Origin of the sequence: Gracilibacillus caseinilyticus (genome assembly GCF_022919115.1) — a bacterium.
In the GTDB taxonomy this organism is placed as follows: Bacteria; Bacillota; Bacilli; order Bacillales; family Amphibacillaceae; genus Gracilibacillus; species Gracilibacillus caseinilyticus.
The window spans coordinates 3,824,219-3,847,711 of the sequence record NZ_CP095072.1 but is presented as its reverse complement, the minus strand read 5'-3'; the positions used below and the strand labels follow the sequence as shown (position 1 = coordinate 3,847,711).

The following is a 23,493-nucleotide window of genomic DNA, read 5'->3' as shown; positions in this document are numbered from 1 at the left end:
ACATACGTAAAAAATTAGGGGGTGCAAATTAAATGGAAATATTTAAGAAGTTGAAACAGTTTTATTGGCCGTTTCGAAGGTACTTTCTCATGTCAGTTTTATTCGTTGTAATCGTTACAGCAATTACTCTCGCTTATCCAATCATTCTGCAAAAAACGATTGATGACGTTGTAAGAGGACAGGAGTATCAGCTTATACCGATTCTATCGGTGACGTTTATTGGGTTAATGGTTATTAAAGGGATAGCCAATTTCCTTCAACAGTATTTAGGTGACTTATTTGGAATTAAATCTGTATATGTTTTACGTGATGCACTATACAAAAAATTGCAAAGGCTTTCGTTTACTTATTATGACAATGCACGAACTGGGGATTTAATGTCAAGGCTTACAATGGATGTGGAAGGGTTTAAGTTTTTCTTGGCAGCAGGTTTTAGAGAATTGATTCGAGTCACATTATTAATCACGATTGCTCTATGTGTCATGTTCTTTTATTCCATACCATTAGCATTAGTTACCATGGCTGCAATGCCGTTTCTAGCCATCGTTGTGTACCGCTTCGATAAAAAAGTTCACCCGGCTTTTCGTAATGTCCGTAAATCTCTAGGACGACTGAATACGAGAATACAAGAAAATGTTAGCGGGATGAATACCGTTAAATCCCTATCCAAAGAGGATTTTGAAATCGATCGTTTTACAAAAAATAATGCCAATTATAAAGAAGTAAATATTTTCACTTCAAATATTTGGTCGCGGTATTTTCCTTTGATGGAATTCATCGGGAATATATCTATGGTAGCACTTTTGATTTTCGGTGGATATTTGGTCATTAATGGATCATTACAGCTTGGTGAATTAGTTGCCTTCTTTAGTTTAGTTACCTATATATTAGGGCCGTTAATGCATTTAGGTTTTATCGTGAACCAATTCTCACAGGCGAAGGCGTCAGGAGAACGGTTGTTAGAGATATTAGAAGCAAGAGAGGATATTGTTGAAGACGAAGATCCAATGCTAGCGGATCAGATTCAAGGACATGTGACGTTTAAAAACGTTTCATTAACGTATATTGAGGATGATGATGCGGCGCTTAAGAATATTTCATTTGATGCACCAGAAGGAAAAGTTATTGGGCTAATCGGTCCGACCGGTGCAGGGAAGACGAGTATTACCCAACTGATCACCAGATTTTACGAACCAGATCAGGGAGAGGTTCTTGTTGATGGCAGACCTACGTCTTCTTATACGCTTAAATCGTTGCGAAAGAATATCGGATTTGTGTTACAGGAATCGTTCTTGTTCTCTACAACGATCAAAGAAAACATCTCTTACGGGAATCCGGATGCAACAATGGATGAGATCATTGCAGCAGCAAAACGAGCGCAGGCTCACGAATTTATTATGGAAATGCCAAAAGGATATGATACGTTACTTGGTGAGCGGGGCATGGGACTTTCCGGTGGTCAGAAACAACGAATTGCTATTGCGCGTGCGATATTGATAGATCCTTCCATTCTCGTTCTGGATGATGCCACATCAGCTGTAGATATGGAAACAGAATTCAAAATTCAAAAAGCATTAAAAGAAGTAATGGATGGCAGAACTACCTTTATTATCGCGCACCGTATTTCTTCATTGAAGCACGCAGATGAAATTATTGTATTAGACGAAGGTGAAATAGTCGAAAGAGGAACTCATAATCAGCTTGTTCATCAGCATGGAACCTATCGTCGTATTTATGATATTCAATACCAAGACAGGGAAACGGTATTACAATCAACTAAATAATGAAAAAGGGGGAAGGGAAATGGCGAAATCTATATCTGCAAATCAATCGAAAAAGAAAAGTCCTCATTTAAACCGATTTTACTACCCGTTAGATCAGGCAGTAGAAAAGCCTTTTAACTGGAAGCAGATGTTACGTTTGTTGAAATATTTAAAACCGTATGTAAAAACATTAATGCCTGCCGCGATTGCGGTCATGTTGATTTCTACAATTGTAAGACTCGTGGTCCCAGTAATTATCGGGACTTGGGTTATTGATAAAGCTATTACAAAACAGAATGTCAGTTTGCTTACATATCTGATCATTGGCATTTCGATTCTATACCTGGTCAGTTTTATAGCAAACAAATACAGGATTAAATGGGTGAATATCCTTGGGCAGCGTGTTATTCATGACCTGCGAAAAAGTTTATTCTCCCATGTACAACGCTTGTCGCACAATTTTTTTGATTCCCGTTCAGCAGGTTCTATTTTAGTAAGGATTTTGAATGATGTGAACTCCTTACAGGAACTGTTTACAAATGGGATTATTAATTTATTGATGGATATCGTTCTGCTTACAGGGATTATCGTAATGTTATTTGTTTTAAGTCCACCTTTGGCATTGGCAGTATTAATCATTCTGCCTATCATGTTCTTCATATCAACGAAACTTAGACGAACGATCCGTCGATCCTGGCAAGATGTGCGTATCCAGAAATCACGTTTGAATTCCCACCTGAACGAAAGTATGCAAGGGATTCGTATTACGCAGTCGTTCTCTCAGGAAAAAGAAAATACGGAGTTTTTTGATGGGGTTAATAGTGATAACTACGAAAAAGAACGGGTAGCCATGAAAAAAAGTGCTTATTTTGGTCCGTTCGTTGAAATGAGTAATGCAATCGGAACGGTTATTCTGATATCCTATGGGGCACACTTAATTATTAATAACACCATTCAAATAGGTATCTTTGTATCATTTGCTTTCTATTTAGGAATGTTTTGGGAGCCGATCTCGCGACTTGGTCAAATATACAACCAGTTATTAGTGGCGATGGCTTCGTCAGAACGAATATTTGAATTTTTGGATGAACAACCAAATGTGAAAGAGAAAAAAAATGCGCAGCCATTTAAAGATATGAAAGGTCACGTTGTCTTTGATCATGTCCAGTTTGCGTATAATGAGGATCGAATCGCTTTACATGAAATTTCATTGGAAATGAAGCCAGGCCAAACGGTTGCGTTAGTCGGTCATACCGGTTCAGGTAAAACGACGATAGCGAATTTAATCAGTCGCTTTTATGATCCAACCGAAGGGACTGTTAAAATCGACGGCCATGACCTTCGTGACGTGAAACTAGACAGTTTACGAACGAATATTTCCGTCGTACTGCAGGATACGTTTATATTTTCTGGTACAATCATGGAAAACATTCGTTTTGGTCGTCCTGAGGCAAGTGATGAAGAAGTAAAGGAAGCAGCTCGTGTTGTGGGTGCAGATGATTTTATTAAACGTCTAAACAACGGGTATGAAACAGAAGTAGAGGAGCGAGGAAACATTTTATCTGCAGGTGAGAGACAGTTATTATCTTTTGCCAGAGCACTGCTTGCTGATCCGCGTATTTTAATTTTGGATGAAGCGACTGCAAGTATTGATACAGAAACAGAGGTCATGATTCAAAAAGCACTAAAACGATTATTAGAAGGTAGAACAGCTATCATGATTGCTCACCGCTTGTCTACGATCAGAGAAGCGGATAACATTATTGTGCTCGAGCATGGAAAGATTCTTGAACAAGGGAACCATGATGAATTGATGAAACATGGTGGGGAATATTATGAACTTGTAAAGTCGCAATTTGAAATGTTGGACGCATTATAAGGTGAGGAAGAAAACCAGGATGACTTCTGGTTTTCTTTTTCGTTTGTTATGGTAAAATAGGTATGATTACATAGCTTGGAGGAATCTTAATGAAACGCGAATTTGCTGTGATAGGTTTAGGTCGATTTGGCGGCAGTATTTGCCGAGAGCTTAGTGCAGAGGGTATGGACGTACTAGCAATCGACTTGCAGGAAGATAAAGTGAATGAATTTAGAAATATTGCTGCCCATGCAGTAATTGCGGATACGACCGATGAAAATGTTTTAAAAGAGTTAGGGATCCGTAATATTGACCATGTGATTGTAGCCATTGGTGATGACATTCAGGCAAGTATATTAACCACACTGATGTTAAAAGAATTAGGAATTAAGAAAATAACGGTAAAAGCACAGAACGATTATCATGAAAAAGTGTTGAATAAGATCGGCGCGGATCATGTCGTACACCCTGAGCGTGACATGGGGAAACGTATTGCCCACAGTATTATCTCCACAAATATTCTCGATCACCTTGAATTATCAGATGATCACAGCATAGTGGAGGTAAAAGCAGGGGAGAAAATGCATGGTAAAACGTTAATTGATCTAGATATCCGAGCACAATACGGCTGTAACGTTGTCGCGATCAAAGAAGCAGACGAAAAAGGGATAAATGTTTCACCGATGGCAACGCAACACATCGAAAAAGATGATATTTTGATTGTCATTGGTGCAGATAAAGACATCTCCAGATTCGAAAAACAGTTAGTTGTGGAAGACGATTAAGCTTAAAATATTTTATCACTGAAAATCCGGGAATAAACATCCCGGATTTTCTTTGTCAGTTGGCAAGTGAAAAAAGCATCTTGAACAACAAAAGAGACAATTGAATAATAGCCTCGCTTCTTATAATACGGATTATACTAACTAGGACTACTGTATAGCAATGTGGTATCTTGATATATTTCATCTGCTTAGCAAAGCTCCGGAAATATGCCCCACAGGACGCGAAGTGGTTGGCCGGAGCGACATCATACCTCTAACTACATTTCAAAATGGACGCAACGTTAGTTAACATAATCCGTATTATAAGCATCATAAAAGAGCAGTGAATTGGATTCACTGCTCTTTTTGTTTGGTTGATATTAGACTTCCATGATAATAGGTAAGATCATTGGGCGTCGTTTTGTTTTGTCGTACAGGAATGGAGCGATGGTATCGGTAATTTCGTTTTTGATTTCAGACCATTGCGTTGTGCGACGCTCCATTACTTTGTTCAAATGATTAGAAACAAGCTTTTGTGCTTCGTTTATTAAGTCTTCAGATTCTCTCATATACACGAAACCTCGTGAAATAATATCCGGACCGGAAGCAATTTGGAATTCTTTCATATTGATACTGACGACAACGATGACAAGTCCTTCTTCAGAAAGGATCCGTCGATCACGTAATACGATATTACCAATATCACCAATACCGCTACCGTCAACATAGACAGAACCAGAAGGGATTTTCCCTGCAATTGCAGCGTGATCCTTACCTAACGCTAATACTTCACCATTATCCATGATAAAGCTGTTCTTATAAGGGATATCACAACTGTCAGCAAGCTTCGTATGTTCTTTTAACATACGATATTCCCCGTGAATCGGCATAAAATACTTCGGTTTAATTAAACGTAGCATTAATTTTTGTTCTTGTTGTCCGCCGTGACCAGATGTATGAATATCATTTAATGGTCCGTGAATGACTTCTGCACCTGCGCGATACAATTGATTGATAATTCGGCTGACACTTAGCGTATTCCCAGGGATTGGTGAAGAAGAGAATACAACTGTGTCACCAGGTATAATTTGAATTTGGCGGTGAGTACCATTAGCAATTCTTGATAATGCCGCCATTGGTTCCCCTTGAGAACCAGTACATAGGATGGTCACCTCGTTAGCAGGAAGCTGATTGAGTTGGTGTGCTTCAATAAATGTATTCTTTGGAGCACGAATGTAGCCAAGTTCTTGTCCAATTTTTATGGCACCTTCCATACTGCGGCCGAATACGGCAATTTTACGGTTATGTTTAACGGCGGCTTCCACGACTTGCTGCAAGCGGTGAATATTGGATGCGAAAGTAGCAAATATTAATCTGCCATCAACTCTAGAGAAAATATCATTAATACTGTCACCAACTACTCGTTCAGATAACGTAAATCCGGGAACTTCACTGTTCGTACTATCTGATAACAGACATAGTACACCTTCTTTACCGATTTCAGCCATTTTTGATAAATTGGCTGGTTCTCCGACCGGTGTAAAATCAAATTTAAAATCTCCGGTATGCACAACGTTACCAGGAGGGGTTTTCACAACAATACCATAGGAATCGGGAATACTGTGTGTTGTTCTAAAGAACGACACAGCTGTTTTTCTGAATTTAAAAATGTCATCTTCTTGATAAGTGTGTAATTTCGCCTTACGAAGAAGACCGTGTTCATCCAATTTATTACGAATTAGTCCCATTGCTAATTTACCTGCATAGATAGGCACATTTATCTCGCGAAGTAAATAAGGAATACCACCAATATGGTCTTCGTGACCATGAGTGATAAATAATCCTTTTATCTTGTCCTGATTTTGCACAAGGTAAGTGTAGTCAGGTATCACATAATCAATTCCCAATAACTCGTCTTCAGGGAATTTAATACCTGCATCAATTAAGATGATTTCGTCCTGAAATTGAACACCGTACGTGTTTTTCCCAATTTCACCTAAACCACCTAATGCAAAAACTGCAGTTTGATCATTTTTTACAAATTTCATACGTTAAGCATGCTCCAGCTTGTAAAAAGGTGATTGTTGTTCATAGTTTAAATGTGCCTCATTCATTAATTGGATAAATTCAATGTTGATTTGTTTATCTTTCAACGATTCTCTTACTTGTCTTTCAGAAGACGCTTGGATATACAGACTTTTAGTATGTTCACGTACAGGTATTTCTGCAGCGTTTTCTTGATATAGTACTTTGTAGATCATGTTATCTCTCCTTTTGTAATGTTTCTATTCTATGGTTTGTTTGAATTCTTTTGAAAATCTCTAGAACGATTTATTGTAGTTGGTATACGTTTTCTCCGTAAAACTTCCCGCATGCGCCGTTTTAATTTTTCTCTTAAACGTTTTAACATAAGTGTTGCCAACTCCTTCCTATACATTATAGAAAAGACAAGCAAAGCATGTATTCAACGAACCGATCCAATCCCTATTACTATATAGTATAGTATGATTTGCTAAATATTGAAACAAAAAAGCTAAGAAAAATGAAATATTTTCATCTTGTACCGTTTTTCATGATGCTTACAGTTAGTTCTTTTACTTAGTTTTGACTTTCGAGATTATACTTATTCACATTATTCATGATATAATGATGCGTGTTTGTGTTGAATTAAAAATAAAGGAGAATGACATTGGGACAAAAGATTGTGTTTCTGGATATCGATGGCACCATCCTGGACCACGACAAACAAATACCGCCAGCTTCTAAAGATGCGATTGCTCAACTTCAGGAGTCAGGCATCATTGTTTCGATTGCTACAGGTCGAGCGCCTTTTATGATCCAGGAAATATTAAAAGAATTGAATCTAAATACGTACATCAGCTTCAATGGACAGTATGCTGTGCATAATGGAGAAGTGATTTATCACAATCCGATCTCAGATAAATTGCTATCGGAACTAACCGATTATAGTGTGAAGGAAGGCCATCCACTTGTATACCAAAGTGTAGATGATATGCGTTCTTCTGTGAGTGATCATCCACATATTATTGAAAGTATGGGGAGTCTCAAATTAGATCATCCACTGGTTGACATTGACTACTATCGAAACAATGCTATTTATCAAGTGTTAGTATTTAATGAAGCAGAGGAACAGCGTAAGTACGAAGCCGATTTTCCGGATCTCCGTTTTGTAAGGTGGCATCCATTCTCGAGTGATGTCTTACCTGGGATCGGTTCTAAAGCAAATGGTATCAAAGAATGTATTGAAGCTTTAAATATCGATTGGGAGGATACGTACGCATTTGGTGATGGATTGAATGATTTAGAAATGATTCAAGCTGTACATACAGGTGTGGCTATGGGTAATGGTGTACAGGAAGTGAAAGAAGTAGCAAGTCTTGTGACAGATGATGTTGATCAGGATGGATTAAGTAAAGCGATGAGAAAGCTTTCACTGATAAAATAATAAAAATCCCGGTTTTCTAATGAAGGAAACCGGGATTTTTCTGTTACTTTATTGGTCACATGCCTTGGCGTTCTCAGGTACGAAGAATGGATCCTGTTTATTAATATGATCATAAAACATGACTCCGTTTAAGTGATCGATCTCATGCTGAAATACAATTGCCGCATAACCTCTCAATTTAATTTTTATTTCATTTCCTTCTACATCTGTAGCTTTTACAGTTATTTTCTGGTAACGAGGTACATAACCAGGAACCTCTCTATCTACTGATAAACATCCTTCACCACCAGATAAAAAGGTGAGAGCAACGGAGTGGCTAACAATTTTTGGATTAAATAAGCCATAGCTATATTGATTTTCGTCGAAATCTAAAAAATGAACAGCCATCATCCTTTTTGGAATGCCGATTTGTGGTGCAGCTAACCCTACGCCTGCACGCAATCCGTATTTCTCTGCTATTTCATCATCCTGGCTGTTTTTAAGGAACTGCAGCATCTCTTCTAACGTTTCCTTTTCTTCTTTTGTTGGGGGTAAAGCTACTTCTTCTGCTGATTTCGTTAGGATAGGGTTACCTTCTCTAACGATGTCATCCATAGTAATCATTGCATTGCTCCTTTACATCATATTCGTAATTACTATCATATCGAAAAATGAATAAAAAATATAGAATTCGCATATTCATTTTTTAGAATTATACAAATGATATGTAATTTTATGTTATAATGAATTGACTTATTAAACAATGATGTTGTTTTTAGGAGGATTTCGGGAATATGAGGAGATTATTACTGACTGGTTTCTTACTTGTATTGTTTATAGTGGGGTGCAGTGGAGACTCTGTTGCTAACGACATGTATGAACACCTTGAACAGACAGTAGAATTAGAACAGCCATTTGCAGAACAGCAAGAACCTTTTTCAGCTTTGGAACAGGAAGAACAGGATTTGTATAATCAAATCATCGAACTATCAGCTGATGAAATGGACAAAATCACTTCGCTATCAGATGAAGCTATTGCTACTATTAAAGAACGCAAGGAATTGTTACAGACAGAGCTGGATAGTATGAACAAAGCAGAAGAAGAATTTACTAAAGTAAAAGAGTACGTAGAGGACTTAGACGAAGAATCAAAACAAGTAGCACAAGAACTTGTGGATACGATGGAACAACGTTATGAGGCATATCAGCAGTTACATGATGCTTATATGGATTCATTGGAACAAGATCAGAAGTTATATGAACTGTTCAAGAAAGAGGATTTAAAAGAAGAAGACCTCCGTAATCAGATAGAAACGGTTAATCAATCTTACGATAAAGTCATGGAATACAATGATAATTTTAACGAATTAACGGATACATACAATCAATTAAAACAGGACTTTTATGATTCAGTCGAATTAAATGTAGTATATGAGTAAAGCTTTCGGTTTCCGAAGGCTTTTTTATATGCCCAAAAAATATCTTTGAACAAATGGCAAAAGTGAAACATACTCATGATTATTTCAGTAAAATGGGTTCTCATAATTAGGATTATGTACACTAAGTCTGTATGACGATGTGGTAATTTTGATATTTTTATCGTGCGTAGCAAAGCTCCGGAAATAGGCTCCGCAGGACGCGAGACTATGCAGATAGTTTACATAATCCCGTATTATAGGTACCTAAATTTCTTATGTTTAAACGCTGTTTTTTCCTTATTATGGAAGCAGAGGTGTTTCTCATTGGATGAATAAATTATTGATACGTGCGGTTTTAAAAAAACAATTTATAGTACAGATGCAAAAAGATAATGAAACAGATCATTATAAAACGCTTTCATTTTAGCGGATAAGCATCTTATATAGTCCTTAAGAAAATTATTATTAATTATTGCAAAGTGTTTGACCAACTCCTTTCAATAAGCTAAACTGTATATGAACCAAAATTGTACCAATATTAATTGCAGAATCTTATGTAACAGTTTTTATTTACATAAGCTGATTAAATATTGTTCGAAAAGGGTAAAGCAATAATAATGACTTTGGTACAGATTTTTTAATCTTTTGGGAAAGCTAATTTTGATAAATTAAATTAGGTATTGAGAAAGGAAGAGGTGAATTCTTTTGAAACGTACTATTGAAAATATTGAAGAACAGTTCCAAACGTTTCAAATTCTGAATGAGGACGGCAAGATCGTTAACGAAGATGCTATGCCTGAACTATCAGATGAAGATTTAAAAGAAATTATGTATCGTATGGTGTATACAAGAATTCTTGATCAGCGCTCTATTGCATTAAACCGTCAAGGTCGTTTAGGTTTCTATGCACCAACTGCAGGACAAGAGGCTTCTCAGCTAGGGACACAATTTGCCCTGGAAAAAGAAGACTTTATCTTACCTGGGTATCGTGATGTTCCACAATTGATTTGGCATGGACTTCCACTTTACCAAGCATTTTTATTCTCTCGTGGTCATTATCACGGAAATCAAATGCCAGAAGGTGTTAATGCATTAAGTCCACAAATTATAATTGGTGCACAGTATACGCAAGCAGCTGGTGTAGCATTAGGTATGAAAAAGCGCGGCAGCAAATCTGTTGCAATTACCTACACTGGTGATGGTGGTACTTCTCAAGGTGACTTCTACGAAGGTATTAACTTTGCAGGTGCTTATCAAGCCCCAGCTATTTTTGTTGTGCAAAATAATAAATTTGCGATTTCCGTTCCAGTTGAAAAGCAAACTGCTGCTGAGACACTAGCTCAAAAAGCTGTTGCTGCTGGTATCGAAGGTATTCAAGTTGATGGAATGGACGTGCTTGCTGTTTATGCTGCGACGCAAGAAGCAAGAGAGCGTGCAATCAACGGCGAAGGTCCAACATTAATTGAAACATTAACATATCGCTATGGTCCACACACTATGGCTGGTGACGACCCAACTCGTTATCGTACCGAAGACATGGATAGCGAATGGGAGAAAAAAGATCCAATCGTTCGTTTCCGTAAATTCTTAGAAGAAAAAGGCTTATGGTCTGAAGAAGAAGAAAACGAAGTAATCGAAAAAGCAAAAGAAGAAATTAAAGCTGCAATTAAGAAAACCGATGAACAACCAAAACAAAAAGTTACGGATCTTATCGGTAACATGTATGAAGAACTTCCAGCTCACTTGCAGGAACAAATGGAAGAATTTAAAGCAAAGGAGTCGAAGTAAATCATGGCTCAAATGACAATGATCCAAGCAATTACTGATGCATTAAGAACAGAATTAAAAAATGATGAAAACGTACTTGTATACGGAGAAGACGTTGGTCAAAACGGTGGAGTTTTCCGTGCTACGGAAGGCCTTCAGGATGAATTCGGTGAAGATCGTGTATTTGATACGCCTTTAGCTGAGTCAGGTATTGCAGGTATTTCACTCGGACTTGCTACACAAGGATTCCGTCCTGTACCTGAAATCCAGTTTTTTGGTTTCGTTTACGAAGCAATGGATGCAATTAATGGTCAAATGGCGCGTTTACGTTATCGTTCTGGTAACACAATGAATGCACCAGTGACAATTCGTTCACCATTCGGTGGCGGTGTGCACACACCTGAACTTCATGCGGATTCATTAGAAGGACTTATTGCACAACAACCAGGTATGAAAGTAGTAATTCCATCTGGTCCATATGATGCAAAAGGTTTATTAATCCAATCGATTCGCGACAACGATCCAGTTGTGTTCTTAGAGCACATGAAATTATATCGTTCTTTCCGTGAGGAAGTACCAGAAGATGAGTATACACTTGAATTAGGAAAAGCGAATGTTAAACGTGAAGGTAACGATGTAACATTAATTTCTTATGGTGCAATGGTACAATCTTCACTTAAAGCGGCAGAAGAATTAGAAAAAGATGGCATCAATGCAGAAGTGATCGACTTACGCACTGTTATGCCAATTGATTTTGAAACGATTCTAAAATCTGTTGAAAAAACTAATCGTGTAGTCTTTGTTCAAGAAGCACAACGTCAAGCAGGTCTTGCTTCTTATGTTGTATCTCAAATTCAAGAGCGTGCAATCCTGCACTTAGAAGCACCAATTTTAACAGTTGCGGCACCAGATACAGTATATGCATTTACTCAAGCAGAAGAAGTATGGTTGCCAAACTATAACGATATTATCGAAAAAGTAAACAAAGTCATCAATTTCTAAAACAATATTACGAGACGGGAGGTCATTTGAATGGCTTTTGAATTTAAATTGCCTGACATTGGTGAAGGTATCCATGAAGGTGAAATTGTAAAATGGTTTGTAAAAGCTGGAGAAGAAATTAAGGAAGACGACGTTATTTGTGAAGTGCAAAATGACAAAGCTGTCGTGGAAATTCCATCTCCAGTTGACGGAACAGTAAAAGAGGTTCATTTTGATGAAGGCTCTGTAGCGACAGTTGGTGAAACAATCATTACCATCGACGCAGAAGGTTATGAAGATGATGGAGCTTCTGACGATAATGACTCACAGAAGGAAGAAGCACCTAAAGAAGAACCAAAAGAAGAGAAAGGCACTAGCTCAGACAGTGAAACAAAACAAAAGCCAGCAGCTAAGGATGAAAACAACCGCGTTATTGCGATGCCTTCTGTTCGTAAATATGCTCGTGATAATAATGTGAATATTGCGGAAGTCCAAGGCTCCGGTAAAAATAACCGTGTATTAAGGGAAGATATTGATGCCTTCCTAAATGGCGGTCAAAAAGCTGATACGCAAGAAGAAGCAGCAGATTCAAAAGAAGAAGCACAAGCTTCTCAAACAACATCAGCTCCAGCAGGAGAATTCCCTGAAACTCGTGAGAAAATGAGTGGAATTCGTAAAGCAATTGCAAATGCTATGGTTAATTCTAAGCATAAAGCGCCACATGTTACATTACATGACGAAATTGATGTAACAGAATTGGTTGCACATCGTAAGAAATTCAAACCAATTGCAGCAGAACAAGATGTTAAACTTACTTATTTACCATATGTAGTGAAGGCATTGGTTTCTGCATTAAGCAAATATCCAATTCTAAACGCATGTATTGATGATGAAACAGATGAAATCATCAACAAGCATTACTACAATATCGGTATTGCAGCAGATACAGAAAAAGGTCTATTAGTACCAGTAGTAAAAAATGCAGATGCTAAATCCATTTTCGCTATCTCTAGTGAAATTAATGAATTAGCTGGTAAAGCAAGAGAAGGAAAACTTGCTCCGAACGAAATGAAAGGTGCATCTTGTACAATTTCTAATATCGGATCAGCTGGTGGACAATGGTTCACACCAGTAATTAATTACCCGGAAGCAGCTATTCTAGGTATTGGTCGTATTGCAGAAAAACCAGTTGTGCGTGATGGTGAAATTGTCGTAGCGCCTGTACTTGCATTATCGTTAAGCTTCGATCACCGCATTGTTGATGGTGCTACAGCTCAAATGGCAATGAATCAAATCAAACGTCTTTTAGCAGACCCACAATTAATTATGATGGAGGGGTAATAAATGGTAGTTGGAGATTTTCCAGTTGAATTAGATACTCTTGTAGTTGGAGCAGGACCTGGTGGATATGTTGCCGCAATCCGTGCTGCTCAAACAGGTCAAAAAGTTACAGTAGTAGAAAAAGGTAATGTAGGTGGCGTATGTTTAAACGTAGGCTGTATTCCTTCAAAAGCCCTAATTGAAGCAAGTCACAAAGCAGAACATGCACATGGTGATGAAACGTTAGGAATCAAAACTGAAAATGTTTCAGTAGATTTCTCAAAAGTACAAGAATGGAAAGGCTCTGTTGTTAATAAATTAACCGGAGGCGTATCTGGTTTATTAAAAGCAAACAAAGTTGATCTTGTGCAAGGTGAAGTATACTTTGTAGACAAAAATACAGTAAAAGTAATGGACGACAAGAATTCTCAAACTTATACATTTAAGCACTGTATTATTGCAACAGGTTCTCGTCCAATCGAGTTACCATCTTTCAAATATTCTGATCGTGTGCTTGATTCAACAGGTGCTCTTAATCTAAAAGAAATTCCTAAGAAGCTTGTTGTAATCGGTGGTGGATATGTAGGTACGGAATTAGGTACAGCATATGCTAACTTCGGTACAGAAGTTACAATTCTTGAAGGGTTGAAAGACATCCTTGGTGGTTTCGAAAAGAATATGAGTGCCCTTGTGAAGAAAAAGCTTAAAAGCAAAGGTGTTACAATTGTTACTGAAGCAATGGCTAAAGGTGTAGAAGAAACTAAAGACGGTGTGAAAGTATCATATGAAGCCAATGGTAAAGAAGAAACGGTTGACGCGGATTATGTATTAGTAACAGTTGGTCGTAAACCAAATACAGATGAATTAGGTCTTGAGCAAGTTGGTATTGAAATGACGGACAAAGGTTTAATCAATATCGATGATCAATGTCGTACAAATGTAGATAATATTTTTGCAATTGGTGATATTGTTGCTGGACCTCCGCTTGCACATAAAGCTTCTTATGAAGGTAAAGTTGCAGCAGAAGTTATCGGTGGTGAAAATTCTGTAATTGACTACCTTGCAATTCCAGCAGTTGTATTCTCTGATCCGGAATTAGCAACAGTAGGTTACAATGAGGAAGAAGCGAAAGAAGCAGGTTATGACGTAGCAGCTTCTAAATTCCCGTTCGCAGCTAACGGTCGTGCACTTTCCTTAAACGCTGGTGAAGGTTTCCTTAAACTAATCACTCGCAAAAATGATGGCTTAATTATCGGTGGTCAAATTGCTGGTCCAAATGCTAGTGACATGGTTGCTGAAGTTGGTCTTGCAATCGAAGCAGGTATGACAGTTGAAGATTTAGCTTTAACAATCCATGCTCACCCTACATTAGGCGAAATTACAATGGAAGCAGCGGAAGTCGCAATGGGTACACCAATCCATATTACAAAATAAATAAAATGAAAAGAGTCTGCAATTTTTGCAGGCTCTTTTTTTATCAGTAAAGAAAGTATATAAGTACAGTCATAGAAGTAATCATGCTGAACATGAAGATGGGTTCTTATAATATGGATTATGTCAACCAGCCTAGAAGTCATTTTGACATGTTTTTAGTGGTATGATACCGCTCCGGCCAACCACTTCGCGGGGCACGGCTGAAGCTAACTTTGTGAAGAAGATCGCTTCAACAAAGTTAGCTTCAGAACCTGCACGTCCCGCGCGAGTCTACGTGGTTGGCCTACGCTGTGAAAGATACGCTACAACTTTTGTAAGAGCTAGCAAATTGGGCACATCGATAAATATCACAATATCATTTCAAAACATAATGCCTAGGACACCGCTTTTAGCTGTTTTATACGTTGTAGCACTTCCTTAAGCGCAGGAAATATGCGGAGACTCCCGTGGGATCAGCGCGAGCTGAAGATCCACTTTGAAAAGAAAAGAATTTTCTTTCCAAAGTTACCTGAAGCCGTGCCCCACAGGACGCGGAGCATATTTCCGGAGCTTTGCAAAGCAGATGAAATCTATCAAAATTACCACAATGTCAGACATTTCTACTTTACATAATCCATATTATAGGTAGTTGTATATTATTTTGTTAGTTAGGACCGGGTGGGCTTTCCCGGTTTTTCTTATAATTAGGAAACTGTATGACAATGTGTTAATTTTGACATGTTTTTTTGCATAGCAAAAAGCGGTGGTTCTAGATTATGTATAATTAATATCAAATAATACTGCTCAAAATGTTACCTCTTATAATAATTGTAGAGCTTAAACATTAGCGTAGGCTAACCACGTAGACTCCCGTGCCCCACAGGATGCGAAGTGGTTGGCCGGAGAGATATCCTTGCACTAAAAACATTTTAAAATGATCACTAGGCTGACATAATCCGTATTATAGCTAACTCTATAGTTTTTAGTTTATTAAGACCGTGTGGGGCTAAACCGGGTTTTTTTACTATACAAAGTGTTTTGGTAATAGTGAACAATGAAGCATATTCGAATATCAGATCGACTAAATTAGTTATGTAAATATATAAAAGAGTGAGGATCATCTTCTCATACTATTTTACTTATTTTTGGTAAACGAAACTTTTCGGTTTAATCACAGATGTCTTTTGGGTTAGAATAGAGGAGTGGACAATCACTATGTTAAAGGAGGAGCAAAAAGTGTTAAAAAAATACATAACAGTTTTGCTTTTTGGTTTGCTCTTATTTATCGTCGCTTGTGGTGATGATCAAAATCAGGGAAATGATGGAAATGGAGAGAATGAGGACCAAGCTATCGAGACAGGGAATGAATCAGATAACACTGGCGACGATGAGGCAGAAGATGATTCTGAACAAACCTCAAACCAGCTAAATACTGATGATAACGGAAGCAACTCGGGAGATTCAAGTGAAAATACTGAAGAAGTAGAAAAGGAAGAAGAACAGCCTAAGGAAAAACTATATAAAGTAACAGAGAACTGGAATTTAGAGCCGCTTAAAGAAGGTACTAATGAAAAAGTGGTGTTACTAACGATCGATGATGCACCAGAAGAACATGCGGTGAAAATGGCTAAAACTTTAAAAGAATTGAATGCTCCCGCGGTCTTTTTTGTGAATGGTCATTTTCTTGAATCTGAAGAAGGTAAAGATGATTTAAAACAAATCTATGAAATGGGATTTACCATAGGGAACCATACATATAATCATCAACAGTTATCAGTGGTGAATGAAGAAAAGCAAAAAACAGAAATTTTGGAACTGAGCCAATTAGTAGAAGAAATCACTGGAGAAAAACCTAAATTCTTTAGAGCTCCTCATGGTGATAATACGGATTTTGCCAAACAATATGTAAAAGAACAAGGTATGTTATTAATGAATTGGACTTACGGTTACGATTACTTTGAACCATACATGGATCAAGAAAAATTGACGAAGGCGATGGTGTCTGGTGAAGCACCGGAAATAGGTATTGATTATTCCTTGCTAAAACCTGGTGCTATTTTATTAATGCACGATAGAGATTGGACAACGGCAGCGTTAAAAGATATCGTGACAGGCTTACGAGACAAAGGATATGAAATGGCTGATCCAGAAACAATTCAATTACCAGAATAACATTAAAACGGTTCTGACCAGCAAAGCTAGTGATCAGAACCGTTTTTTCTTATATGCAAAGCATGAATGTGGAAACTAGCTTTGATATCATTTTGAAATGTTGTTAGTGGTATGACACCGCTTCGGCCAACCACTTCGCGTCCTGTGGGGCACTGCTGAAGCTATGCTTCTACGAATTACTTCTTTGCTGCCTTGCACCGAGGAAGCTTTCTTCGAAGCGATACTAGTAGACACAGGTGCAGACGTAGTGGATCTTCTGTTAGTGCTGATCCCACGGGAGTCTACAGAGGCCACTGAAAAAGTTCATAAAAATTTGCGACAGGAAAATCGAATCCCAAAATTCATGCAAAATATCATATAAAAGTGGTGGATTGAAACCACTTTAAACCTGTTTATAGCTATATTAGTGGGAGAATAAATTTCCGTAATATGTTTTTCAGTGACCTCGAGTCTACATGGTTGGCCTACGCTAATGTTTAAGCTCTACAACTATAGTAAGAGATAACATTATGAACGGTAATACTTGATATTAATCAGCATGATGCCTAGAACCACTGCTTTTAGCTAATTCCATGCGTTGTAGCACTTCTTTAAGCGTAGGATTAATTGACGCAGTCTTATCCAAAAATCCGCAGCGATGCTTCAGTGTCTTTTAGCAATGCTTCGAAGTATGCTTAGTCGTCGCAAGTCAGCTCGGAAGCTAATTCAAGTAGTAGACTAGCTGAGAAGCCTCAACAGAACGCGAAGCATATTTGCGGAGTTTCGTTGCTCATATAATAACCATCAAAATTACTACATTGTCATCATACAGATCCCTTTCACCATCATTTGTATTATTTAAATGCAACGCGTTCTTTTAATACTCGAATGGTAGCTAAGGTTTCATCTTGCAAACCTTGCACAGGCAGCCCTGATGCAACATTTTTAAAAATATATTGCAGATTGTCTTCTGAAATAATTTCACCTGGAATAAAAATTGGAATTCCCGGTGGATAGATCATGATTGATTCTGCACTTATTCTGCCTGCTGAATCAGCAAGTGTAATGATTTCAAAATCTGCATAAAACGCTTCTCGTGGACTTACGGCTAACAGCGGAATTTCTGGGATCGAAACATGTACTGCACGCTGATTTGCAGTCTGTCGATAGGACTTAGCTAAAGCAGACAAAGCTTGTAACAAATAATCTATATCTTCTTCGGTATCAGCCGTAGTTAAAATGCATAAAATATTGTACATGTCCGATAGTTCTACTTCTATGTTGTAATGATCCCGTAACCAAACTTCTGCATCGTGACCAGTAATACCTAGATCTTTAACCGATATGATAATTTTGGTTGGATCATAGTCATAGGTTGCCTCTGTTCCCAAAATTTCTTCACCAGGACAATAAAGATTCTCCATTTGATTTATTCTGTTTCTTGTAATGTCAGCTAAATGGAGGACATCATGTAACAATTGTTCGCCATGCTGATATAGCCTCTTTCTTGCGACATCTAATGAGGCAAGCAAAATATATGAAGTCGATGTTGTTGTTAACATGGACATGACAGTTTGTACTCTTTCATGATTGATCAGTCCTTCTCTTACATTTAAGACAGAGCTTTGCGTCATGGACCCACCTAATTTATGAACACTAGTAGCAGCCATATCAGCGCCTGCTTGCATGGCGGAAAGTGGCAGCTTATCATGAAAATGAATGTGCACACCATGTGCTTCATCAACGAGAACAGGTATGTTATGTTCATGTGATATCCGTACAATTTCTTTAAGATCAGCAGAAATACCGAAATAAGTGGGATTAATAACTAATACTGCTTTTGCATCTGGATGTGCATGCAATGCCTTATTAACTGCGTTTGGAGTAATGCCGTGTGAAATACCGAGTTCATGGTCGATTTCAGGATGGATAAAAATTGGAATCGCACCTGAGAAAATCAATGCGGAAGTTACCGATTTGTGAATATTTCTAGGTACAATAATTTTATCGCCAGGCTCACAAACACTTAAGATCATTGTCATAATCGCGCCACTTGTTCCTTGAACAGAGAAAAACGTGTGGTCTGCACCAAAGGCATCTGCCGCTAAATCTTGTGCATCCTTTATCATTCCTTTAGGGTGATGCAGATCGTCTAAAGGTTCTATATTAATCAGGTCGATCGCTAAAGCATTGTGACCAATGTACTCTAGGAATTCAGGGTCAATACCTTTGCCACCTTTATGACCTGGAATATGAAAAGCAGTTGGATTTTTTCTAGTATGTTGTATTAATCCACTAAAAAGTGGTGTATCTGATTGATTCATGCCTGTCATCGAAACTCCTTTACTGGTTGAAATTAAAAGCACAAGGTATTATAGCAAATCAGACGATGAATAGCTAGCTATTTAGCTATACTTTCGTTAACGTACATGTTAAAATACGAACGAAGCTTATAAAGAGGTGTTTGTAATGAATTACAGTTATCCGATTGATGAAACGTGGACGACAGCGGAAATTGTAGATGTCGTCAATTACTTTTCTTTAATAGAAAAAGCATATGAAAAAGGTGTACTTAAACAAGATCTTGTAGCTGCATATAATCGCTACAAGGAAATTGTTCCATCAAAAAGTGAAGAAAAACAACTAGATAAACAATTTGAAAAGCAGTCAGGATATACACCATTTCGTGTCATTAAAAAGGCGAAAGATCTTGGTAATCAAGACACGATTAAAATGTGAACAGAAACCCCTCGAGCGCAGGTGCACAGAGGGGTTCCGCTTTCTCTATACATTCATTGACGAGCGATAAAGTGGTGCAAGAGTACTTATGGTATCTCGAACCGTCTCAATAAATCCATCAGCATCCTGAAGTAATGGATCGTCAGCATCAATACATCTTCCGATAAGACATTCACTTTTTTTTACTTTTTTAAATCGCTCTAAACCGTCTTGTAAATTAACCTCACTTAGTTTGCTTGATTTGTTCTTCATATGATCCAGTGAAATATCAAAATACTCTGGTACCGTATTTTCGATATCCTCTAGCTCTTTCAAAAATTTCTCAGCAATCTGTTGTTTATGTGGTAATTCATAAATAAATGCTAACCAGATAAAAACATGATCATCCCATAATCCTACTTGAAAATGTGGATGTTTCTTATATCCTCTTTTATCATGACAGTACGCTGACCATGTGTCTTTTGGAGGATTGACGGTTCGCCTTGCATGTCTGGCAATATGAAGGTGCATGTCATGCCCTGCTAACGCTTTTAAATCTCCTTCTATTGCTTCGTAAATGTCTCTGAACTTTGGCTGAATATGGTCTTGGATCGCTTCCATTCTTTCGTCAAGACCTTCTAATTGAAATGTTGCAAAATCATTTTTGCTAAATCCACGGAACGTCATTATTTTCACCTTTCCAATCAAATTATTATCATTATTATTTTATACTAATTATTATGTAATTGCAAAGGAATACACTAGGTTTTTAAATACACAGAAAATTTGCTAAAATAGGAAGTACATTATTGGGAATGGAGGATGGCTTATGGATACAGCCCTTCGACAAGAAATATTCGAATATGCCACAAAATGGATTTATGAAGCAGGTGCTTCTATACGCGATCAAATAGATGATCATTATCAAATTGATACAAAATCAAACGCAAATGACTTGGTTACAGAAGTGGATCGTTCCACTGAACAATATTTTGCGCAACAGATCCGTCATACATACCCGGATCATAAAATTGTTGGGGAAGAAGGGTATGGTGACAAAGTAGAAAATTTAGATGGAACAATATGGATTATTGATCCAATTGATGGGACGATGAATTTTGTCCATCAAAAACGGAATTTTGCAATTTCAATTGGAATTTTCTTTGAAGGTGTCGGTGAAATTGGTCTCATTTATAATGTTATGGAAGACGTGTTATATAGTGCGAAGAGAGGAGAGGGGGCATTTAAGAACGATCAGCAGTTGCCGTCTTTAAACGAGAAAGTCACACTTGAGACGAGTATTATAGCTATGAATAGCTCATTAGCTTGTAAAAATCAACGGATTAATGAAGAAAAGGTGCAGCAGTTAGTTCTTGATAGCAGAGGGGCAAGGTCTTATGGTTCTGCTGCATTAGAATTCGCCTTTGTAGCGGAAGGGATTATAGATGCTTACTTAACAATGCGCCTGGCACCTTGGGATTTTGCTGCGGGTATGATTCTTGTAGAAGAAGTTGGCGGTGTCACTATGCAAGCGAATCAACAACCGGTAAATTTGTTGGAGAAAAACACGATTCTTACATGTAATAATCAGATTACAGAACGGTTATTTTCTGATTATATCGAATTGAAATAAAAACATACTAGCAGTGCATCATGCTAGTATGTTAACTTGCTTCTCTTTTTTTTAAGGATATACCAAACCCCATCACTGCAAATCCTGCTAATAGGGCAATGAGTATAAACCAAACATTTCGTAAAGCGATGCCGACACCAGCAGCAGAGAAGCACAAGATTACTGTTAATGCTAGTAAAAATTTAGATAGCTGGAATTTCATAATGTCACCTCAATTGAATTATCTCTATAAATAGCATATCATAATTTTTTATGAAATTGTATTTATCTGTCGTTTAAAGTATAATAGATTTGTTTGAATGTATAGTATGGAGGTTACATATGCAATCAGGAACTGTAATAGAGGTACCGAATAATTTATGGCCAGTAGCTGATTTTTTCATGAAGGATCTGGGTGGCCAGGTTAATATAGCAAATGAAACAGAGATGGCTAGCTTAATCAGAGGTTTTTTCTTTTTATATTTAACCATAGTAGTGCTAGCCATATTAGCTTACAAATTTGGCTTTGCAAAAAAATTATCGCCTCTCCAATCATTCATTATCTATATTTTATTATTTGTTGGGATGTTCTTTTTAACTTTGATTTTTGGTTTAAACTTACCATTGGCTGAAAGTTTATTTATCATAGCTGTCGTCATGGGGGTTTACCGATTAAGGTTGTTTCAGGAACGAAAACATAATAATCAAAAAAAAGCTGAACAATGAGCAATTGTTCAGCTTTTTTTAGTAAAGGAAGCATTTAATCACAGTCATATAAAAGAATTGCAGAATAACCATGCTCGAGTTGAGTAAGGGTTATTCTAAAATGCCGAGTTTTTCTCCTAGATATTTAGGATAAATATTGGTCTTGTACTTCTTTTTTTCGATATAGTTTAAAATTACCCGTTTTATGTCGCTTGATTGTTTTCTCTTCGATTCGTTTATCACACTCAGGACATAAGTACGTGTGGATCAAGCGATTGCGCAGTTTTTTTGCTTGTGGGCTATCGTTATCTATTTTATTAATTTTATCACAAATGACACATTTTACTCGCATTGTCTCACCTCTAAGTGTTGAAATACCATCATTAATATAAGTGTAACATAATTTTGGTATTTACCATAGGTCATATTAAATGTTTGGCTGGTGATACTAAGGGTATAGTTATAGTAAGAATACACGAAAGGATGATACTGATGCAAAAACGAAATATGATCGGAATGGTTGGTGCAGCAGCGGGAGTAGCTACTATTTCTTATATGTTAATGGATAAGAATAAGCGGTCGATGCTCATGGATAAATGGTCAGATATGAAGGATTATTTGAACACAGAGAATACAGATTTACCGATAGAGGAAGCTGGTGATCCCGGTAAAGACCAATTAGAAAATGCAGATATGGTTGCAGAAGGGTCTCAATTTGGAGTCGATTATTATAATAAAGTAAAACAATAAGGTGAATGATCATAAATAAAGGAAACACCCTGTACTTTAGGTGCAGGGTGTTTTGTCCTTCTTTACATGTACATATTAATCCTTCTGATGATTGGATTGCTCATCATTAATTTCTTCAAGATCTTCTTTTTCCTGGTCTTCCATAATCTGTTTGTTTTGATCGATGTTTTTTGTTTGTTTTTCGTTTAATGGTAGTTCAGGCATCCAGCGACCGGTAATATTCGCGATCTCTTCGGTAAATGCTTCAATAGGATGACCTTCCTGTATTTTTTCTCCCATCGCCTGCAGTCGCTTAAATACGTCTGCATCTGCGATGATAATAGCCTTTCTGCCGTACGGATCATGTTCTAATGCTTCGAGAACGGCATATTTGATGGTACCGACTCGAGAACGATCCAGATCTTCATTTACATCAATACTCACAATCACGCCACGATTGGTTATCAAGGCAGTCGCATCATTGACATTTGGAACTTGGCTCGCTACGTTAGCTAAATATTGAGCTTTTTCCTGATTATCCATATCATCACTCGGTGTTGGATCAGAGTTTTTAACTTGAACAGCACCAAGATCATCATCCGTGTTTTGTGCTAAATCATTTTCCTGTACATCCTGTTGACAGCCAAATAAAATAAGGCTTAAACAGAAAAAAATCAGATATTTCATCATTAAAACCCTCCTTTTCCTATGTATATTTTTCGTCTATTTTTAAAAAATATACTCATGAGAAAAAGAAGGGTTAGAAAGATTTTCTATTACAGCTATCTGGGTGCAAAGCTACCGAACGCACTGTTTCGTTGGGGTCAACCAGTAGCATGATCTAATATG

Annotated in this window: 22 protein-coding genes; 14 read left to right on the top strand and 8 right to left on the bottom strand. The window is 37.4% G+C overall.

The features are described 5' to 3' along the window. Positions 1 to 32: 32 nt before the first annotated feature. The 3 genes from MUN88_RS18470 (at position 33) to MUN88_RS18460 (ending at position 4,406) form a co-directional block, all read left to right on the top strand. Entirely contained in the window at positions 33 to 1,784 is a 1,752-nt protein-coding gene (locus tag MUN88_RS18470; RefSeq protein WP_244717917.1) for an ABC transporter ATP-binding protein, read from the top strand. A 19-nt stretch (positions 1,785 to 1,803) separates the two neighbouring features. Continuing rightward, positions 1,804 to 3,642, top strand: a complete 1,839-nt coding sequence (locus tag MUN88_RS18465) for an ABC transporter ATP-binding protein (RefSeq protein ID WP_244717915.1) — start codon at positions 1,804 to 1,806, stop codon at positions 3,640 to 3,642. An 89-nt stretch (positions 3,643 to 3,731) separates the two neighbouring features. Further along, positions 3,732 to 4,406 carry a potassium channel family protein gene (locus tag MUN88_RS18460; RefSeq protein WP_244717913.1) on the top strand — a complete coding sequence of 225 codons (675 nt, stop codon included), beginning with the start codon at positions 3,732 to 3,734 and terminating at the stop codon, positions 4,404 to 4,406. 359 nt (positions 4,407 to 4,765) lie between these two features. On the opposite strand, the gene rnjA is transcribed toward MUN88_RS18460, so the two are convergent. Together rnjA and MUN88_RS18450 are read right to left on the bottom strand one after the other, a co-directional pair. Further along, entirely contained in the window at positions 4,766 to 6,433 is a 1,668-nt protein-coding gene (gene rnjA / locus MUN88_RS18455; protein WP_244717911.1) for a ribonuclease J1, read from the bottom strand. 3 nt (positions 6,434 to 6,436) lie between these two features. Further along, positions 6,437 to 6,646 carry a DNA-dependent RNA polymerase subunit epsilon gene (locus tag MUN88_RS18450; protein ID WP_244717909.1) on the bottom strand — a complete coding sequence of 70 codons (210 nt, stop codon included), beginning with the start codon at positions 6,644 to 6,646 and terminating at the stop codon, positions 6,437 to 6,439. Between the two features lie 428 nt (positions 6,647 to 7,074). Between MUN88_RS18450 and MUN88_RS18445 the strand changes: the two genes are divergently transcribed. Next, positions 7,075 to 7,851, top strand: a complete 777-nt coding sequence (locus tag MUN88_RS18445; protein ID WP_244717906.1) for a Cof-type HAD-IIB family hydrolase — start codon at positions 7,075 to 7,077, stop codon at positions 7,849 to 7,851. A 48-nt stretch (positions 7,852 to 7,899) separates the two neighbouring features. Here MUN88_RS18445 and def read toward each other — a convergent pair whose 3' ends face one another. Further along, positions 7,900 to 8,454 (bottom strand): peptide deformylase, encoded by a 555-nt coding sequence (gene def / locus MUN88_RS18440; RefSeq protein ID WP_244717903.1) that lies wholly within the window; start codon positions 8,452 to 8,454, stop codon positions 7,900 to 7,902. A gap of 170 nt (positions 8,455 to 8,624) precedes the next feature. On the opposite strand from def, the gene MUN88_RS18435 reads away from it, so the two are divergent. The 6 genes from MUN88_RS18435 to MUN88_RS18410 all read left to right on the top strand — a co-directional run bounded on the left by MUN88_RS18435 (position 8,625) and on the right by MUN88_RS18410 (position 16,901). Next, positions 8,625 to 9,269: a YkyA family protein gene (locus MUN88_RS18435; protein ID WP_244717900.1), complete on the top strand. Its 645-nt coding sequence runs from the start codon at positions 8,625 to 8,627 to the stop codon at positions 9,267 to 9,269. A 684-nt stretch (positions 9,270 to 9,953) separates the two neighbouring features. Then, entirely contained in the window at positions 9,954 to 11,036 is a 1,083-nt protein-coding gene (pdhA, locus tag MUN88_RS18430; protein WP_244717897.1) for a pyruvate dehydrogenase (acetyl-transferring) E1 component subunit alpha, read from the top strand. 3 nt (positions 11,037 to 11,039) lie between these two features. Beyond that, positions 11,040 to 12,017 carry an alpha-ketoacid dehydrogenase subunit beta gene (locus MUN88_RS18425; protein WP_244717895.1) on the top strand — a complete coding sequence of 326 codons (978 nt, stop codon included), beginning with the start codon at positions 11,040 to 11,042 and terminating at the stop codon, positions 12,015 to 12,017. A gap of 30 nt (positions 12,018 to 12,047) precedes the next feature. Continuing rightward, positions 12,048 to 13,337, top strand: a complete 1,290-nt coding sequence (locus MUN88_RS18420) for a dihydrolipoamide acetyltransferase family protein (RefSeq protein ID WP_244717892.1) — start codon at positions 12,048 to 12,050, stop codon at positions 13,335 to 13,337. Positions 13,338 to 13,340: 3 nt separating this feature from the next. After that, positions 13,341 to 14,750 carry a dihydrolipoyl dehydrogenase gene (gene lpdA, locus MUN88_RS18415; protein WP_244717889.1) on the top strand — a complete coding sequence of 470 codons (1,410 nt, stop codon included), beginning with the start codon at positions 13,341 to 13,343 and terminating at the stop codon, positions 14,748 to 14,750. A gap of 1,215 nt (positions 14,751 to 15,965) precedes the next feature. Next, positions 15,966 to 16,901, top strand: coding sequence for a polysaccharide deacetylase family protein (locus MUN88_RS18410; protein ID WP_244717886.1), 936 nt, complete (start codon positions 15,966 to 15,968; stop codon positions 16,899 to 16,901). A gap of 833 nt (positions 16,902 to 17,734) precedes the next feature. Here the strand turns inward: MUN88_RS18410 and MUN88_RS18405 are convergent. Further along, positions 17,735 to 19,204 carry an aminotransferase class I/II-fold pyridoxal phosphate-dependent enzyme gene (locus MUN88_RS18405; protein ID WP_244724611.1) on the bottom strand — a complete coding sequence of 490 codons (1,470 nt, stop codon included), beginning with the start codon at positions 19,202 to 19,204 and terminating at the stop codon, positions 17,735 to 17,737. Positions 19,205 to 19,349: 145 nt separating this feature from the next. Here MUN88_RS18405 and MUN88_RS18400 point away from each other — a divergent pair, with 145 nt between their 5' ends. Further along, positions 19,350 to 19,619: a UPF0223 family protein gene (locus MUN88_RS18400; RefSeq protein WP_244717883.1), complete on the top strand. Its 270-nt coding sequence runs from the start codon at positions 19,350 to 19,352 to the stop codon at positions 19,617 to 19,619. A 45-nt stretch (positions 19,620 to 19,664) separates the two neighbouring features. On the opposite strand, the gene MUN88_RS18395 is transcribed toward MUN88_RS18400, so the two are convergent. Then, positions 19,665 to 20,285 carry a YktB family protein gene (locus MUN88_RS18395; RefSeq protein ID WP_244717880.1) on the bottom strand — a complete coding sequence of 207 codons (621 nt, stop codon included), beginning with the start codon at positions 20,283 to 20,285 and terminating at the stop codon, positions 19,665 to 19,667. A 142-nt stretch (positions 20,286 to 20,427) separates the two neighbouring features. On the opposite strand from MUN88_RS18395, the gene MUN88_RS18390 reads away from it, so the two are divergent. Further along, the gene (locus MUN88_RS18390) at positions 20,428 to 21,231 is read left to right on the top strand and encodes an inositol monophosphatase family protein (RefSeq protein ID WP_244717878.1); all 804 of its coding nucleotides are present in this window, start codon (positions 20,428 to 20,430) and stop codon (positions 21,229 to 21,231) included. A 31-nt stretch (positions 21,232 to 21,262) separates the two neighbouring features. Here the strand turns inward: MUN88_RS18390 and MUN88_RS18385 are convergent, their stop codons facing one another. Next, positions 21,263 to 21,433 carry a DUF5325 family protein gene (locus tag MUN88_RS18385; protein WP_244717875.1) on the bottom strand — a complete coding sequence of 57 codons (171 nt, stop codon included), beginning with the start codon at positions 21,431 to 21,433 and terminating at the stop codon, positions 21,263 to 21,265. Between the two features lie 119 nt (positions 21,434 to 21,552). Between MUN88_RS18385 and MUN88_RS18380 the strand changes: the two genes are divergently transcribed. Beyond that, complete coding sequence (locus MUN88_RS18380) at positions 21,553 to 21,936, top strand: YlaH-like family protein (protein WP_244717871.1); 384 nt, start codon at positions 21,553 to 21,555, stop codon at positions 21,934 to 21,936. A 124-nt stretch (positions 21,937 to 22,060) separates the two neighbouring features. Here the strand turns inward: MUN88_RS18380 and MUN88_RS18375 are convergent, their stop codons facing one another. After that, entirely contained in the window at positions 22,061 to 22,267 is a 207-nt protein-coding gene (locus MUN88_RS18375) for a YlaI family protein (protein WP_244717868.1), read from the bottom strand. A gap of 140 nt (positions 22,268 to 22,407) precedes the next feature. On the opposite strand from MUN88_RS18375, the gene MUN88_RS18370 reads away from it, so the two are divergent. Continuing rightward, positions 22,408 to 22,665, top strand: a complete 258-nt coding sequence (locus MUN88_RS18370; protein ID WP_244717865.1) for a YbyB family protein — start codon at positions 22,408 to 22,410, stop codon at positions 22,663 to 22,665. Between the two features lie 75 nt (positions 22,666 to 22,740). Here MUN88_RS18370 and MUN88_RS18365 read toward each other — a convergent pair whose 3' ends face one another. After that, positions 22,741 to 23,334 carry a YhcN/YlaJ family sporulation lipoprotein gene (locus MUN88_RS18365; protein ID WP_244717863.1) on the bottom strand — a complete coding sequence of 198 codons (594 nt, stop codon included), beginning with the start codon at positions 23,332 to 23,334 and terminating at the stop codon, positions 22,741 to 22,743. Positions 23,335 to 23,493 lie beyond the last annotated feature (159 nt).

Bases quoted from the DNA above. Each gene is read 5' to 3' on its own strand.
- MUN88_RS18470 (WP_244717917.1), top strand. From the start codon at position 33: ATGGAAATATTTAAGAAGTTGAAACAGTTTTATTGGCCGTTTCGAAGG.
- MUN88_RS18465 (WP_244717915.1), top strand. From the start codon at position 1,804: ATGGCGAAATCTATATCTGCAAATCAATCGAAAAAGAAAAGTCCTCAT.
- MUN88_RS18460 (WP_244717913.1), top strand. From the start codon at position 3,732: ATGAAACGCGAATTTGCTGTGATAGGTTTAGGTCGATTTGGCGGCAGT.
- rnjA (WP_244717911.1), bottom strand. From the start codon at position 6,433: ATGAAATTTGTAAAAAATGATCAAACTGCAGTTTTTGCATTAGGTGGT.
- MUN88_RS18450 (WP_244717909.1), bottom strand. From the start codon at position 6,646: ATGATCTACAAAGTACTATATCAAGAAAACGCTGCAGAAATACCTGTA.
- def (WP_244717903.1), bottom strand. From the start codon at position 8,454: ATGATTACTATGGATGACATCGTTAGAGAAGGTAACCCTATCCTAACG.
- MUN88_RS18435 (WP_244717900.1), top strand. From the start codon at position 8,625: ATGAGGAGATTATTACTGACTGGTTTCTTACTTGTATTGTTTATAGTG.
- MUN88_RS18425 (WP_244717895.1), top strand. From the start codon at position 11,040: ATGGCTCAAATGACAATGATCCAAGCAATTACTGATGCATTAAGAACA.
- MUN88_RS18420 (WP_244717892.1), top strand. From the start codon at position 12,048: ATGGCTTTTGAATTTAAATTGCCTGACATTGGTGAAGGTATCCATGAA.
- lpdA (WP_244717889.1), top strand. From the start codon at position 13,341: ATGGTAGTTGGAGATTTTCCAGTTGAATTAGATACTCTTGTAGTTGGA.
- MUN88_RS18405 (WP_244724611.1), bottom strand. From the start codon at position 19,204: ATGAATCAATCAGATACACCACTTTTTAGTGGATTAATACAACATACT.
- MUN88_RS18400 (WP_244717883.1), top strand. From the start codon at position 19,350: ATGAATTACAGTTATCCGATTGATGAAACGTGGACGACAGCGGAAATT.
- MUN88_RS18395 (WP_244717880.1), bottom strand. From the start codon at position 20,285: ATGACGTTCCGTGGATTTAGCAAAAATGATTTTGCAACATTTCAATTA.
- MUN88_RS18390 (WP_244717878.1), top strand. From the start codon at position 20,428: ATGGATACAGCCCTTCGACAAGAAATATTCGAATATGCCACAAAATGG.
- MUN88_RS18385 (WP_244717875.1), bottom strand. From the start codon at position 21,433: ATGAAATTCCAGCTATCTAAATTTTTACTAGCATTAACAGTAATCTTG.
- MUN88_RS18380 (WP_244717871.1), top strand. From the start codon at position 21,553: ATGCAATCAGGAACTGTAATAGAGGTACCGAATAATTTATGGCCAGTA.
- MUN88_RS18375 (WP_244717868.1), bottom strand. From the start codon at position 22,267: ATGCGAGTAAAATGTGTCATTTGTGATAAAATTAATAAAATAGATAAC.
- MUN88_RS18370 (WP_244717865.1), top strand. From the start codon at position 22,408: ATGCAAAAACGAAATATGATCGGAATGGTTGGTGCAGCAGCGGGAGTA.
- MUN88_RS18365 (WP_244717863.1), bottom strand. From the start codon at position 23,334: ATGATGAAATATCTGATTTTTTTCTGTTTAAGCCTTATTTTATTTGGC.